Source organism: Sphingomonas mucosissima (genome assembly GCF_002197665.1).
GTDB classification, from domain to species: Bacteria; Pseudomonadota; Alphaproteobacteria; order Sphingomonadales; family Sphingomonadaceae; genus Sphingomonas; species Sphingomonas mucosissima.
Genome location: NZ_NBBJ01000001.1, coordinates 1317462 through 1330909, shown reverse-complemented (window position 1 = coordinate 1330909; position 13448 = coordinate 1317462). Strand labels below are relative to the sequence as shown.

Below are 13448 nucleotides of genomic sequence, written 5' to 3'. Positions count from 1 at the left end.
AAAGTCGATGCGCCTGCTAATCGTGGATGAAGATCTTGCGGTGCATGACGCCTATCGGAGAAGCTTCGATCTCCTTACTCAAGACGAAAATGCACAAGACGCTTTAGGAAAAACGAACTCTGATCGACCGGAATTATATGCCGAGCTTGGCGGACTGGAGTGTGTCTATCACTTCACGGTTGACGCTTCTCTGGAAGAGGTGGAGCGGTCGATCGCAGATCATACGCCCTTTTCGGTGGCTTTCATCGGCGTATCGTCAGCCTCAGATCTCAAGGATACTGTCCCCCGACTTCGGGGCGTCGACTCGGAGCTGAACCTGGTGCTGGTCGGGGACGCGCAGGACTTTTCGCCGCGCGATATTCAGGCGCTTGCCGGTCCGGCAGACAAGGTATTCTACTTGGCCGGGCCGTTCCATGATGGCGAGATTGCCCAAGCGGCTGTGGCGCTTGGCAAGCGCTGGAAGCTCGACCGGGAACTCGCCAATATCCGCGCCGCATTGGCCCGCCAGATCGTATTGCTTGAGGAGCAGGCTGCAGAGCTTGCCGCGAACGAGAGCCGCGCACTTCATCTTGCGAGCCACGATCCCCTTACCGAGGCGCCCAATCGACTTGCCTTCCTGCAAGCCCTGAATGAACGTGCGCGGCGACCGGGAACGTTCGCGATCGCCGCCGTCGACCTGGACCGCTTTAGGTTGATCAACGACTCCTTCGGCCACGTCACAGGGGATGAGGTCGTGCGCGAAACCTGTCGGTTGCTGCAGTCCCTCGCTCCGGAAGGAGGAATGGTGGCGCGTTTGGCCGGGGACGAATTCGGCCTCCTGTTTGACACTGCTGGTGATGACGCGGCGGTGATGGCGTGCGAACGGGTCGTTGCGGGCTGTGGCGTGTCTATGCGCGTTCTCGGGCACGACGTGAAGAACTCCGTCTCGGCCGGTGTGGTGGTGGCGCATGAGAGCGATCAGCGTGATCCGCTGGATCTGATGCGAAGAGCCGATCTGGCGCTGAATGAAGCGAAGCGCAGCGGACGAAATGTCGCGCGGCTGTTCGAAACCAGAATGGATGAGGGGATAAGGGTCCGGCGCACCGTGCAAGATCGGCTGAGCAGGTCTATTGCCCGGGGCGAATTGGAGATGCTGTTTCAGCCGATCGTCGCCAATGGCGCCTTCGAAACCGTTGGCTTCGAAGCGCTGCTCCGCTGGAACACCGATGAATTTGGGCCGATAAGCCCGTCTGTCTTCATCCCCATTGCTGAAGAATCGGACCTAATCCATGAGCTCGGAGAATGGGTGCTCACCCAAGCTCTGGAGTCGGCAAGAGACTCGCCGGATCAATATGTTTCCGTCAACTTTTCGCCCCGACAGTTCCGACGTCAAAACTTTATTGGTCACGTGATGGAGCTGGTTCAGCGGGCCGGAATTGAGCCGCACCGACTTCAGATTGAAATCACGGAAACTGCACTCTTCGATGATGTGGAGCGGGCAGCGGAGACGCTGTATCGATTACGTCAGATGGGCTTCCGTGTGGCATTGGACGACTTCGGCACCGGTTATTCCAACCTCTACAACGTCCGCAAATTTCCGCTCGACGCGTTGAAGATAGATCGGAGCTTTATCGACGGCATGGTTCGCGAGCGTGAATCAGCCGCTATCGTGCGGTCGATCACGCAGCTGGGCCGGGCGTTGAAGCTCGAGGTGATTGCCGAGGGTGTGGAGACGGACGGACAGGTCGCCCTTCTGCGTGCGGCTGGAGCCAGCCACCTGCAGGGATTTCTCTTCTCTCATCCCCTGCGGGCTGAGGACGCACGGGCGCTTGTCGAGGAGGGCTATGTCAGGCGCGATGATGACGGACAGGTAACGGCGCTGCAGAACGCGGTAGCGTGATTGGCCGGCTCGTTCTGCTCGCGGAGCGAAGGCCGCGATGCTTATGGTTTGGATAGTGCGGGATCACCGTCTGGCCAGGTACAGTTGCACCCCCCGTTTGGGTCGGAGGGTTAGGCGGCTGACCGGTTCGGGTGGAACGCCTGGCACCGGGCGAAGGCTGAAGGCGCGTAGCAGGGTGGCGAGGACGACTGTAGCTTCCTGTGTGGCGAACCCCGCGCCGACGCAGATGCGCGGGCCGGCGCCGAAAGGAAGCCAAGCCTCACGTATCTTCGTCTTGTTTTCAACGTCTTCGAAACGAGCAGGGTTGAAGGCGTGCGGACAACACCAGTGTTCGGGATTGCGTTGAATCAACCAGGGCGAGACGACGATCATGGCGCCGGGCCTCAGGTTCTTGTCCCGCATCTGCGTGGGACAGCTCACCTCGCGGGGCATGAAGGCGACAGGGGGGTAAAGGCGGAGCGTTTCGCGGAAGATATTGCGGAGAACGGGCAGGCGCCGGAGCATTTCAGCCTCGAACGGTTGCTCCCCGGCCACCAGCTGCACCTCGTTGCGCGCAGCCTGCTGGATTTTGAGATCACCCGCGAGGCAGTACAATGCCCAGCTCAGTGCGCTGGCGGATGTTTCATGGCCCGCCAGAAAGATCGTCGAAACCTGTCCCATCAATTCCGAGAAGGAGAATGGCTGGCCGGTTGTCGGATGGCGTGCGGCCATCAACGAAGCGAGGATGTCGTTCGCCCCGCTGTCGCCGGTGACCCGATAGGCGTCGAGGCGCTGCTGGACGATATGCGCGAAGACCGCATGGATGTCTGCAGCGGCACGGCGTGAGCGGCCGAAGAAGCCGAATGACGGCAGGCGATAGAAGCGGAGCATCGATGCCGATTGGGCGTGGCGCTGGAACCAATTGAACGCATCGTGGATCCGCCGCGCATCGGCGTCTCCGAGCGGCAAGGAGAACAAGGTGCGAAAGATGACGTCGGCGGCGACATGAGTCATCAGCGGATCGACGTCGACCGGGCGGGAGAGATCTAGAGCGCGTATCCGCGCGGCCAGGGCATCAGCCGCGTCCCGCATCATCGGAAAGGTGCGGCCCAGGGCAGCTTGCTGGAAGGCCGGGTTGATCATCTCCCGCTGCGTCGCCCAATCATCCCCATTGGCCGAGAACACGCTGTTGCCGATTGCCGGGCCCAGCGTGCGAACGAGCAGGTGGTGCTTCGGAAAGCCGCGCCAATCGCCCATGATGCGCTTCACCAACGACAGCTCGTTGGCGATGTACATGTGAAGACCCGGAGTGCGGATCTCGCCCATCTTCATGGTGTAGCTCTTCTGAAAGAGCACGTGGATCCAAGAGTTCCAACCTCGCACGAAACGCCAGAAAAGCGACGACTTTTTTGGATGCGGATCAGGGAAGGGCGGCACGAATAGACCGTCAACATGCTCGCCGCCGATGTTGGGCAGGCTCATCAGATCGCCCGGAACTCTGCCACGGACGCATCGATCGGCTTGGCGGCCGTCATCAGGCTTGGGAAGTCGAGCGGCGAGCGACGGTCACCCATCCGAAGATAGTCGAAGTGGATCTCGTACTTGTTGGCGTAGCCCTTGTGATAGGTCTCGGGATTGTAGAACAAGTGGAAGCGCGGGCTGAGCAACTCCATGCGGGGCCGCGGGTCAGGCGCCACGATCGCCATTGGATTGACCCCAAAATAGGCGGCGCCGTCTGGCGGCGATCCGATGTCGATCCAGCGGAAGTCTGCGCGCGCGAGGTGGCGCAACTGATCATGAAAGCGCGTGGCGTCGCGTCGACACGCGACCAGTGGAATGCAATGCCCCATGGTGACGAGGGCGAAGTGGGCCGGCATCGCCCCGCCGCAACGATCAAGCAAGCGCACCATCAGCGGCACGGACAGGATCGAACCGTTGCTGTGCGTGAGCAGGATGATTTCATCCCAGGACTGATCGAAGCTGGCGACGATCTCGTCCGCGAAGAGATCCAAGCGCGCTTCGATTTCGGGGTGTGCATCACCGCTGCCAAGTTCGCTGTTGAAGACAAAGAAGCGCAGCAGCCATGGGGCGTGCCACTTCCGTAATAGCGGTGGGGAAATGACCAAAGCCGCCGCCAAGCCGACCAGGAATGCGACCGCACTAGGCAGCCAGGCCGCCGCCACACCGCCGATGAGGAGGGTCAGCAGCAGCGGCAGCGCGAGCGAGAGTATGGGCGGGTAGAACAACGTGACCAGCGGCCCTTTGCCGAGCTTTTTGCCGGTTTCGAAGTCGAGGTGTTTTATGTTCGCGCGATAAGCGCGCCACGCCCTGACGGCGAGGGACAGGGGGTTACGGACCCATGCCTTCCGCACGATATCGTCCCAACGCAGAAAGCTATATTCCGTCGTGACATCCTGCGCGGGATTGAGGATCGACCAATCGGTGCGGAACGCTCCGGCGTTGCGGCGGGTAGACACCGTCGCCGGCTCCCCGGTCAGCTTCGCATAGCGTTCCAGCTGCTCCACCGCGAGCGCGTGATAGAAGCGCACCCCGCGCGGATCGAAGCCGCCGATGTAGAAGACTTTCCGCTTGAACCCCGCCATGCCGACTGCCTACACGATGCGATGGCCGACCGGGAACGCAATTACTGCCTTTTCTTGGATCATCGCAAATACAATCGGAACATCGGCTGCCGGCGGCATGACAATCTGTACGGGATCGCCGGCGGTGGAACGGAGCGCCGGCGCTGGGCGGTGGACCGTGAATTCTATCGCACCATGAGAGCGCAAGGTGATCCCATGGCTCTGCCGGCATTCGTCGTTTGTCTTTTCTTCGGCTGGTTCTTCTGGAACTATCACTCGGGCTGGTGGCCGTGGCGGGGGCAGTTGCTGCGCCGGTTCGTGAAGGCGCCTCGATGAGCGTGCAGGTGGGCGACGTTACGTTCGGCAATGATCTGCCGTTCGTGCTGGTGAGCGGTCCGTGCCAGATTGAGAGCCGCGACCACGCGCTACGGCTGGCTGAGGCGATTGCGCGCATGGCGCGGGTGGCGGGCGTGCCGTTTGTGTTCAAATCGTCGTTCGACAAGGCCAATCGTACCTCCGCCGCCGGCATCAGGGGGCCGGGGATCGACGAAGGTCTGCGGGTGCTGTCCGACGTGAAGGCGGCGATCGGCTGCCCGGTGCTGACCGATATCCATGCGCCCGAGCAAGCCGCGCCCGCGGCCGAGGCGGTCGACATTCTCCAGATTCCGGCGTTCCTGTCCCGTCAGACCGATTTGCTGGTGGCGGCAGGCAAGACCGGGGCCGCCGTCAACATCAAGAAGGGCCAGTTCCTCGCGCCATGGGACATGGCGGCGGCCGCCGGGAAGGTGGCCGCGACGGGAAACATGCGGATCATCCTGACCGATCGGGGTGCGAGCTTTGGCTATAACACGCTGGTCAGCGACTTTCGCGCGCTGCCGATCATGGCCGAGACCGGCTATCCCGTGATGTTCGATGCAACGCATTCGGTGCAGGCGCCGGGCGGAATGGGCGCATCTTCCGGCGGGGATCGGCGGTTTGCGCCGGCACTGGCGCGGGCCGCGCTCGCTGTCGGCGCGGCGGCCATCTTCGCCGAAGCGCATGAGGATCCCGACCATGCGCCATCGGACGGCCCGGTGATGCTGCCGCTCGATGGATTGCCGAGATTGCTTGAGGACCTTCGACGGATCGACGCGGTGATGAAGCGCCTTCTCTGAAAGAGTTCAGGGGCGAACGTCCCAGGCAGTGACCCGGCCACTGATGATCTCGCCATAAGCGCCGGTGCGCAAACGGGCCGGGGGGAGACGTAGCGCGGCCAGAGCAAACCTCGCGGCGCCGTTGCTGGTCACCAGCAGGATTGTCCCGCGTGCTTCAGCAAAGAAGGAGCGCCACGCCGCAATCCGGGCCGGTGCATCGACCACCCAGCCGGGGGGCGGCGCGGCGTATTTCTCCCAGCTGGCGAGGGCTTCTGTTCCGAGGCGCGCTTGGACTGCGGCCTCGGTTGCGCCCTCGTCGGGGCCGTGATCGATCTCGCAAAGCCAAGGTGCCTTTTCCAGAGGCAGGTTGGGCGCAATGATCGCAGCCGTTTCGCGGGTGCGTCGGAGCGGCGACACGAGGCAGCGATGAAATTCGGTTTCGGCGAAGCACGCGGCGAGGGCTGCGGCCTGCGCCTTCCCGCTTTCAACCAGCGACAGGTCGGTTCTCGCGCCGATGCGGCGCGGCGGGTCGCCGGGTTCGAAGGTGTTCCCATGGCGAACGATCACCGCTCGCATCAGAAATGCGGATCGCCATGCGCCGCTATCAGTGTTTCAGCGCGGACGATGTCAGCGGGCGTGTCGATCCCGGAGATGTCGAAGGGGGCGGGGGAGACCTCCACCGCCTCGATCCGGAGGCCCAGCTCCAGCAGGCGCAATTGTTCGAGCCCCTCCAGTCGCTCCAGTTCGCTGGCCGGCCCCGCCTCGAACCGCTCCAGCGCGTCGCGCCTGTACCCGTAGATGCCGATGTGCCGCCACACCGGGCAGGGTTCAACGGCCGAGCGAAGCTGTCCCTCGTTGCGGATTGCCGGGATGATCTTCTTCGAGAACCACAGCGCTCGCCCGTTCGCCGCGCGCGCGCAGGTGGTGCCGCTGAAAGGCGTGTTCCGCTTGTGATCGCGCAGGGCATCCAGCGCTTCCCAGGTGAGGCGAACGACCGGAGTGGCGACATCTGCGTCCCGTGTCGACAGCGCGTGGATGATAGCGGCCGGCGCGCTGATCGGCTGGAAGGGCGCGTCGCCCTGAAGGTTGATGATGATCTCAGGCGTCGTCGGCGACAGCCGCGCCGCCGCGAGTGCTCGGCCAGACCCGGTGGCGATTGCCGCATCGGTAATGACCGCGTCGCAGCCGAACTCACGGGCGTGCGCGGCTATCGCTTCGTGGTCGGTCGCCACGATGAGCTGCACCTTGGGCATGTCGGCGAGCGCGCGGCGGGCATAAGCGATCGTGCGGTGGAGAAGGGTGACGCCGGCGATCGGCAACAGCGGCTTCAGCGGCAGCCGAGTTGACCCTGCACGGGCGGGAATGACCACGAGTAACGGCACGGACCGACGCAGCCTCAGACCACCCCGGCGCGCAGAACATCGTGCATGTGGACGACGCCCGCGAGCCGCTCCCCGTCGCGAACGAAGAGCAGCATCACGTTGCGCTCGTGCATCAGCCGGATCGCTTCCGACGCCAGTTCTCCTGGACCGATGCAAAGGGGGGTGTGGCTCATGTATTTGCCGACCGCATCGGTAAGCGTTCGGTCCGCCGTCACGGTCCGTCGCAGGTCACCATCGGTGAACGCGCCGACCAGTCGCCCCTCGTCATCCACGACTGCCGTCCCGCCGAGCCGCGTCCGCGTCATTTCGATGGTCGCATCCAGCAAGGTGGCGTTCGGCGTGACCCTTGGGACATTTGCCCCATGCGCCATCACGTCGCGCACCTTCAACAGCCGCGCGCCTAGTCTGCCGTTGGGATGAAGGCGGTGGAAATCCTCGGTCGAAAACCCCTTGCCGGCCATCAACGTCATGGCGAGCGCATCGCCAAATACCAGCTGTACGGTGGTGGAGGTGGTGGGGCTGAGCTGGATCGGGCAGGCCTCGCGCACGGTTGGCAGGCAGATGTGAAAGTCCGCCGCCTTGGCCGCCGTCGATTCGGGCTGAGCGGTGATCGTGACAATCGGGATGGCGAAGCGCTTGCAGTAACTAAAGATCGTGGCCAGCTCACTGCTCTCGCCCGAGTGGGAGATGACCAGCACCACGTCATCCCGCGTGATCATGCCGAGATCGCCGTGCCCTGCCTCTGCCGGATGCAGGAAGGTGGCTGGTACGCCGGTCGATGTGAGCGTGGCCGTGATCTTGCGCGCGATGATCCCGCTCTTGCCCATGCCGGCAAGGATCACGCGACCTCGAGAATCGGCGATCATCGTCACCAGTCGCTCGAATTCGGAGGAGAATATCGGATCGCTGAAACAGGCCTCCAGCGCAGCGATACCTTCGGCGGCCAATGCCACTGCGCGGGCGGCGACAGTTCTCGTCTCGGAACGTCGTGGCAGCGTGATGATCTCTCCCAAACTTGTTGGCATCTTGTCGTCTTTCGCGAGCGATCGGACCGGCTGGTGCATCGCGGGGCTATGCTTTTTGAGCTTAGCTAATCCTTATCAAGCCCGTAGGGTCAACCAAAGGAGCAATTTCTACTACAAAGCCGCAAAACCATTGAACTATCGGGCAACGGCGCGCACCGCCAGAATGGGCGAGAAAAGCTGCCCCAGGATCTGTGCCAGCTTGGCCGGAGCATTGGCGCGAGCGGTAGCGATATAGATCAGGTCCTTGTCGTGCATGCCAATGCGTTGGGACAGAAAATAGCTGTCCGGGCGCATCATGTTTAGCCGGTAAATCACCGGCTGTGCCCCGGTCGTGTCGCCCGCAACGGCTGCATAGCGGAACAGGTACACGGCGGCGGGATCGGCTAGGCGCTCGCTTGGGCCGCCAATGCGCGCCAGAGCTTCGGCGAGCGAAAGGTTGGTCGCCCCGAAGTTCACTTGGCTGACCTTGTCGGTTGCCCCGAACACAAGATAGGTCCGCGGACGGTTGAACAACTCGACCCGGTCCCCCGCAAGCAGCGCGATGTTCTGCGGTCCTGAGGCATCCACCGCCGAAAGCCGGCTTTCCTCCGACACGCTGCCGCGCGTCACCCGAACCACCATGTCGTCGGGCTGGTTAACGGTGCCGCCGGCGCGGGCCAGTGAATCCAGCAGGCGTTCACGGGGCAAGCCCAGCGTGTAGCGTCCTGGCTGGCGGACATCGCCGGACACGTAGAAGACGTTGTGCGCGTTTTCCTTGACCGAAACGAGTGCCTGCGGGCGTTGCGACAGGCCACGCAGCCCGCGCTCGATCATGCGTTCGATCTCGCCGGTTGTCTTGCCCGATGCTGCGAGACGGCCAATGTAGGGAAGCTGAATATCGCCTCCGCCATCGACTTTGACGGTGCCTAGCTGCGTTCCCCGCGCCGAGGGATTGAACGTACCGCCCTGTGCAGAGCTGCCCGTACTACCGGCGGTGAACAGCGTGACACCCACCTCAAAGATGCTGATCTCCAGCAGATCGCCTGGTCCGACCGTATCGATCCGCCCTGGCTGATCGAGTTTCGCCAACCCGCCCACCGGAGGCGGCGTGAAGGCGAGAGACGGACCGCTGGCGGCATCGATCTCCACGATCTTGAAGCCCGTCTGATTGTCCTTGCGCAGGGCGGCGTTGATCTGGGACGCCGTGGGGCCAGCGCTGGGCAGCGTCGAGCAGCCGGCGAGCGCACCGGCCATCAGTGCCGCCGCGATCAGCCGCGTCGAACCGTAACTGCCCTTGCGCATAGCTTCCCCCTGGAAGCGCCTCAACAACACCGGCGCTTGCGTGCGAGTTATCGCGTCAAACCGCTCAAGACAATCCGGCAGGTGATGGCAGCGTTATGCCGCCTGACCGGCACGTGCGCCGATGCTCTGCAACCGGTGGTGAACGTCAGCTGCTTCTGCGATCGTGTCGTAGAGCGTCACCGTGCCACCGTAGACCACCGCCCCGCGCTTGCAGTAGCGGAACAACGTGCCCGTGTCGTGCGACACCATTACGAGGGTTCCGCGATCACGCCGTTCATACAGCGCTTCTTCCGCGCGCAGTTTGAAGCGTTCGTCGCCGGCCCCGGTCACTTCATCCACAAGATAGCAGTCGAACTTGATCGCCAGCGAGACGCCGAACGCAAGCCGCGCCGCCATGCCGGCCGAATAGGTCTTGATCGGCTCATACAAATAGGAGCCAAGCTGCGCGAAATCCTCGACAAAGGCGAGCAGCTCGCGCTCGTCCGCGCCATAGATTCGCGCGACGAACTTGGCATTGTCGGCGCCCGTCAGATGCGGGTGAAAGGCTGTAGAATAGCCGATCGGCCAGGACACCGTCATGTGCCGCGTCACCTTGCCCGTGGTGGGGCGCTCCACCCCGGCGATCAACTTCATCAGTGTGGACTTGCCGGCGCCGTTAGCGCCGCACACACCAATCGAGTCGCCGCGCGGGATCGTCAGGTGAACCGCCCGCAGAACCTCATTGTCCACGTTGTGACCGCGATAGACCTTTGAAACATTGTCGAGGACAATCATTCCCACCCCGTGCCACTGTTCAGGCGATGGTAGAGGATCAGATGCCGGAACGACAGGTGCCAGTTTGCGTAGACGGTCGGCTTGCGGCCGCCAACGCGACCGGCGTGGCCTCCTATGCCCGAGCAATGCGTGACGCTTTAGCGGCGACCGGACCGTCACCCCTCATCCTGGAAGATGATCAGCGCGGGCGGTTCGGCGTACGAGCTTCGCTGCGTGAAACCATCCAGCGCCACATGATGGGCCGGCTTCGTAGCCGGCTTTTACTCGCTCGTGACGCGCGGCGGCTTTATGCGCCGGATGTGTACCGGCTCGCTCAGGCCCGGTTCTCGGCGACGGGTCAATTGTTGATCCTCGACGCTCCCGGGCCGCCGGGAATCATGCACTGGACCTATCCCATCCCGGCGTGGATCAGAGGCTGGGTCAATTTCTACACGATCCATGACGCTATCCCGATGCTCGGCCCAGAGCTGTCGGGCGTGGCGCCAGATCCACTTCAGCGTAGGATCATGGCGATCGGGGCGGTTGCCGACCGATTTCTGACGGTGTCCGACGCCGCTCGTGACCAGATCCTCTCGGCATTTCGGCTGCATCCGTCCTCAATGGCGAATTGCGGGGCAGCGATTACGGCGCTCGCGCCGGGCGATGGCCATTTGCCCGGCAATCTGAGGACGGGGGAATATTATCTGTTTTGCGGGCTAGGCGAGCCGCGCAAGAATCTGCCGCGGCTCATTGCTGCATGGCGCGCGAGCGGAACGCCGTTTCCGCTGGTCCTGACTGGACCCGATCATGATCCGGCGCAGCGCGAGCCCGGGCTGATCATATTGCCCTATCAGGAAAGGCAGGCGCTTATCGACCTGATGCGCCACGCCCGCGCATTGCTCTTTCCATCGCTGGGCGAGGGCTTTGGCTTGCCGGTGGTGGAAGCCATGGCACTCGGAACGCCTGTTTTGACCGCGAATAATGGTGCGCTGGCTGAAGTGGCGAACGGATCGGCGCTGCTGGTCGATCCGCTCGACGAAGAAGCGATCGCCCGCGGGATCGGGCGGTTGGATCATGAGGACGAACTCCGCGCCACATTGGCTTCGCTTGGACGTGATCGATCTCGGGCTTTCACGGTGGACCGGTTCGGCGCCCGCCTGCGCCAGTTGCACAACGAATTCACTAGCGATTCCCGGCTCGACGTTTAGTCCGACGGCATGGGGGATGAGCGCACGACCATAGCACGCGTTGGCATCGACGGCTTCAACCTGGCGCTACCGCACGGAACGGGCGTTGCGACCTATGGCTTTGCCTTAGCGGAGGCGGTCCGTTCGTTGGGCCTTCCAGTCGAAGGACTCTTCGGAGTTCCGGTCGGGCGCGACCCGCGGATCCAGGAGATCCTGTTCTACGAGGCGCTGGGAAGAGGGCTGCCCTCGCGGCGGGGGCCCGCTTGGCTGCGCCCAATCATGGAGCGAGCGACGGTTCTGCGCGGGCTCAAAGTGCAGGAGGTTACCGAGAGCGGCCGGATCGAGCGAGGCGGCTTTGTTGACCGGCTGCCGCGCTTCGATCGTCTGCTGAGCAGCGCACATCTGTTTGACCACGCCGAGGGGCACTTCAGGCGCACGCGCCGGTTTTTGGACCTGCACATACCTGACCCACCGGCGATCATGCACTGGACCTATCCCATTCCCGTGCGGCTCGCGGGCGCGCGCAACCTGTATACCTTGCATGATCTGGTGCCGCTGAAGCTTCCATTCGCGACGCTGGATCGAAAGCGCTTCTACCACCGGCTGGTGGAGCGATGTGTGCAGGATGCTGACCATATCGTCACCGTCTCCGAGTCCAGTCGACGGGACATCATCGAACTGCTTGGGGTGCCGGAGGATCGCGTCAGCAACACGTATCAGCACACGCCGATGCCTGTCGGCCTGGACGAGGAAGCCGATGTGGAAGCGATCTTCGGGGTGAAGCCGAAGGGCTATTTTCTGTTTTTCGGTGCGATCGAACCGAAGAAGAATGTGGCCAGGCTGGTCGAAGCCTATCTGTCCACCGATACGCCGCATCCGCTCGTTCTGGTCGGCGCGCGCGGATGGCAAAAGGAGGAGGAGCTTCGGCTCGTCGAAGCAATGGCGCGGCGGGGCGGCAAGGCCGGCGCCCGGATCATCCAGTTGGATTACCTGCCCCGACGGCTGGTGATGCAACTGGTGCGCTACGCCCGCGCCGTCCTGTTTCCCTCCCTGTACGAGGGGTTTGGCCTGCCGGTGCTTGAGGCCATGCAGTTGGGCACGCCGGTGGTCACGTCGAACCGGGGATCGCTGCCGGAAGTGGCGGGCAATGCCGCTCTGGTCGTTGATCCGTACGACGTTCCGGCTTTGACGGCGGCCATCGCCTTGGTGGACCGCGATGCGGAACTGCGTGCGACGCTTGAGTACGCCGGCCGCGTACAGGCGACGCGCTTTTCCTTGGGCGAACATCGCCGGCGTCTTCATGCCCTTTATACCAAGGTTCTGGCGTCACCGGCTAGGTAAGCTACGCGACCGTTGCGGTTGCCTCGACGCGCTCTTCGCTTTCGGCTAGCGCCAGATCGCAATTCGGGGCAGGGACATGGCAAGCGTCAGCGAAGATTTGCCGCCACGGCGCGGCGTCATGAGGCAAGGGTTGCGCATCCAGAACCGCGTAGTTGGCGCTCTGATGATGCGTGAACTGCATACGCGGTATGGCCGCGAGAACATCGGCTATCTCTGGCTTATCCTTGAGCCGCTGTTCCTTGCGACTGCTGTCGGTCTGCTTCACGCGCGTGCATCCAGCCACTTCGGTGGCGATATCAAGCCGGTGCCGGCGGCGTTGATCGGATACTGCAATTTCATGACATTTCGCTCGATGGTGAGTCGGGCGGAGGGCGCGTTGGAGAGCAACGTGTCGCTGTTTTACCACCGCACCATTACCCCCTTTGACGTTCTTCTGGCACGTGGGCTGCTGGAGCAGGCGGGCACGCTGTTGGCGTTTTGCGTGCTGATGGGGGTGGCGGTGGCGACCGGCATCGCGAACCTCCCGGAGCGGCCGCTGATCTATGGCGCGGGCGTGTTTGCGATGTTCCTGCTGTCGTGGAGTTTTTCCATGGTGGTATGTGCCATCACTCACGAGCGCCGCTCGCTCGGACGGATGATTCACCCGTTCATCTATGTGCTGATGCCGTTATCGGGCGCGTTCTTCACGATGCACGCCTTGCCAAAGCAGATCCGCGATATCCTGCTGACCATCCCGCTCGCGCATTGTTACGAGATCATGCGCTATGGCTGGTTCAAGTCTGCCAAATCGACGTATATCGATCTTGCTTATCTCGGCGCCTGGATCTTGGGGTTGATTTTGCTGGGGCTGCTTTTGATTTCGGTGGTCCGAAAGCGTATCCAGATGCCGTGACCTGCGAACCGCCA

At 62.9% G+C, this 13448-nt stretch carries 13 protein-coding genes; 6 read left to right on the top strand and 7 right to left on the bottom strand.

The window, feature by feature from the left end; all coding sequences use genetic code 11:
* Positions 1-7: 7 nt before the first annotated feature.
* Positions 8-1879, top strand: coding sequence for a putative bifunctional diguanylate cyclase/phosphodiesterase (locus SPMU_RS06350; protein ID WP_088333221.1), 1872 nt, complete (start codon positions 8-10; stop codon positions 1877-1879).
* Positions 1880-1942: 63 nt separating this feature from the next.
* Here SPMU_RS06350 and SPMU_RS06345 read toward each other — a convergent pair whose 3' ends face one another.
* Entirely contained in the window at positions 1943-3340 is a 1398-nt protein-coding gene (locus SPMU_RS06345) for a cytochrome P450 (RefSeq protein WP_088332892.1), read from the bottom strand.
* On the bottom strand, positions 3340-4461 hold the full coding sequence (locus SPMU_RS06340; protein WP_088332890.1) for a hypothetical protein: 1122 nt from the start codon (positions 4459-4461) through the stop codon (positions 3340-3342). Before SPMU_RS06340 ends, SPMU_RS06345 begins: the two co-directional genes overlap by 1 nt.
* A gap of 21 nt (positions 4462-4482) precedes the next feature.
* Between SPMU_RS06340 and SPMU_RS06335 the strand changes: the two genes are divergently transcribed.
* Positions 4483-4776: a hypothetical protein gene (locus SPMU_RS06335; RefSeq protein ID WP_088332888.1), complete on the top strand. Its 294-nt coding sequence runs from the start codon at positions 4483-4485 to the stop codon at positions 4774-4776.
* Positions 4773-5594 carry a 3-deoxy-8-phosphooctulonate synthase gene (kdsA, locus tag SPMU_RS06330; protein ID WP_088332886.1) on the top strand — a complete coding sequence of 274 codons (822 nt, stop codon included), beginning with the start codon at positions 4773-4775 and terminating at the stop codon, positions 5592-5594. Before SPMU_RS06335 ends, kdsA begins: the two co-directional genes overlap by 4 nt.
* A 6-nt stretch (positions 5595-5600) precedes the next feature.
* On the opposite strand, the gene SPMU_RS06325 is transcribed toward kdsA, so the two are convergent.
* The 5 genes from SPMU_RS06325 to SPMU_RS06305 all read right to left on the bottom strand — a co-directional run bounded on the left by SPMU_RS06325 (position 5601) and on the right by SPMU_RS06305 (position 10035).
* Positions 5601-6149 (bottom strand): histidine phosphatase family protein, encoded by a 549-nt coding sequence (locus SPMU_RS06325; RefSeq protein ID WP_211275715.1) that lies wholly within the window; start codon positions 6147-6149, stop codon positions 5601-5603.
* Positions 6149-6955: a 3-deoxy-manno-octulosonate cytidylyltransferase gene (locus SPMU_RS06320; protein WP_245832807.1), complete on the bottom strand. Its 807-nt coding sequence runs from the start codon at positions 6953-6955 to the stop codon at positions 6149-6151. Before SPMU_RS06320 ends, SPMU_RS06325 begins: the two co-directional genes overlap by 1 nt.
* A 14-nt stretch (positions 6956-6969) precedes the next feature.
* On the bottom strand, positions 6970-7980 hold the full coding sequence (locus SPMU_RS06315; RefSeq protein ID WP_088333220.1) for a KpsF/GutQ family sugar-phosphate isomerase: 1011 nt from the start codon (positions 7978-7980) through the stop codon (positions 6970-6972).
* Positions 7981-8115: 135 nt separating this feature from the next.
* The gene (locus SPMU_RS06310) at positions 8116-9261 is read right to left on the bottom strand and encodes a polysaccharide biosynthesis/export family protein (RefSeq protein ID WP_088332880.1); all 1146 of its coding nucleotides are present in this window, start codon (positions 9259-9261) and stop codon (positions 8116-8118) included.
* Between the two features lie 93 nt (positions 9262-9354).
* Entirely contained in the window at positions 9355-10035 is a 681-nt protein-coding gene (locus SPMU_RS06305; protein WP_088332878.1) for an ABC transporter ATP-binding protein, read from the bottom strand.
* 125 nt (positions 10036-10160) lie between these two features.
* Between SPMU_RS06305 and SPMU_RS06300 the strand changes: the two genes are divergently transcribed.
* The 3 genes from SPMU_RS06300 (at position 10161) to SPMU_RS06290 (ending at position 13434) form a co-directional block, all read left to right on the top strand.
* The gene (locus SPMU_RS06300) at positions 10161-11222 is read left to right on the top strand and encodes a glycosyltransferase family 4 protein (RefSeq protein ID WP_169715643.1); all 1062 of its coding nucleotides are present in this window, start codon (positions 10161-10163) and stop codon (positions 11220-11222) included.
* A 9-nt stretch (positions 11223-11231) separates the two neighbouring features.
* Complete coding sequence (locus SPMU_RS06295) at positions 11232-12542, top strand: glycosyltransferase family 4 protein (protein ID WP_088332874.1); 1311 nt, start codon at positions 11232-11234, stop codon at positions 12540-12542.
* Between the two features lie 76 nt (positions 12543-12618).
* A complete protein-coding gene (locus tag SPMU_RS06290; protein ID WP_088332873.1) occupies positions 12619-13434 on the top strand; it encodes an ABC transporter permease in 816 nt (271 codons plus the stop codon).
* Positions 13435-13448 lie beyond the last annotated feature (14 nt).

Coding starts and splice junctions, on each gene's coding strand:
- SPMU_RS06335 (WP_088332888.1), top strand. CDS start 4,483: ATGGCCGACCGGGAACGCAATTACTGCCTTTTCTTGGATCATCGCAAA.
- SPMU_RS06300 (WP_169715643.1), top strand. CDS start 10,161: ATGCGTGACGCTTTAGCGGCGACCGGACCGTCACCCCTCATCCTGGAA.
- SPMU_RS06315 (WP_088333220.1), bottom strand. CDS start 7,980: ATGCCAACAAGTTTGGGAGAGATCATCACGCTGCCACGACGTTCCGAG.
- SPMU_RS06295 (WP_088332874.1), top strand. CDS start 11,232: ATGGGGGATGAGCGCACGACCATAGCACGCGTTGGCATCGACGGCTTC.
- SPMU_RS06350 (WP_088333221.1), top strand. CDS start 8: ATGCGCCTGCTAATCGTGGATGAAGATCTTGCGGTGCATGACGCCTAT.
- SPMU_RS06325 (WP_211275715.1), bottom strand. CDS start 6,149: ATGCGAGCGGTGATCGTTCGCCATGGGAACACCTTCGAACCCGGCGAC.
- SPMU_RS06305 (WP_088332878.1), bottom strand. CDS start 10,035: ATGATTGTCCTCGACAATGTTTCAAAGGTCTATCGCGGTCACAACGTG.
- SPMU_RS06310 (WP_088332880.1), bottom strand. CDS start 9,261: ATGCGCAAGGGCAGTTACGGTTCGACGCGGCTGATCGCGGCGGCACTG.
- SPMU_RS06340 (WP_088332890.1), bottom strand. CDS start 4,461: ATGGCGGGGTTCAAGCGGAAAGTCTTCTACATCGGCGGCTTCGATCCG.
- kdsA (WP_088332886.1), top strand. CDS start 4,773: ATGAGCGTGCAGGTGGGCGACGTTACGTTCGGCAATGATCTGCCGTTC.
- SPMU_RS06345 (WP_088332892.1), bottom strand. CDS start 3,340: ATGAGCCTGCCCAACATCGGCGGCGAGCATGTTGACGGTCTATTCGTG.
- SPMU_RS06290 (WP_088332873.1), top strand. CDS start 12,619: ATGGCAAGCGTCAGCGAAGATTTGCCGCCACGGCGCGGCGTCATGAGG.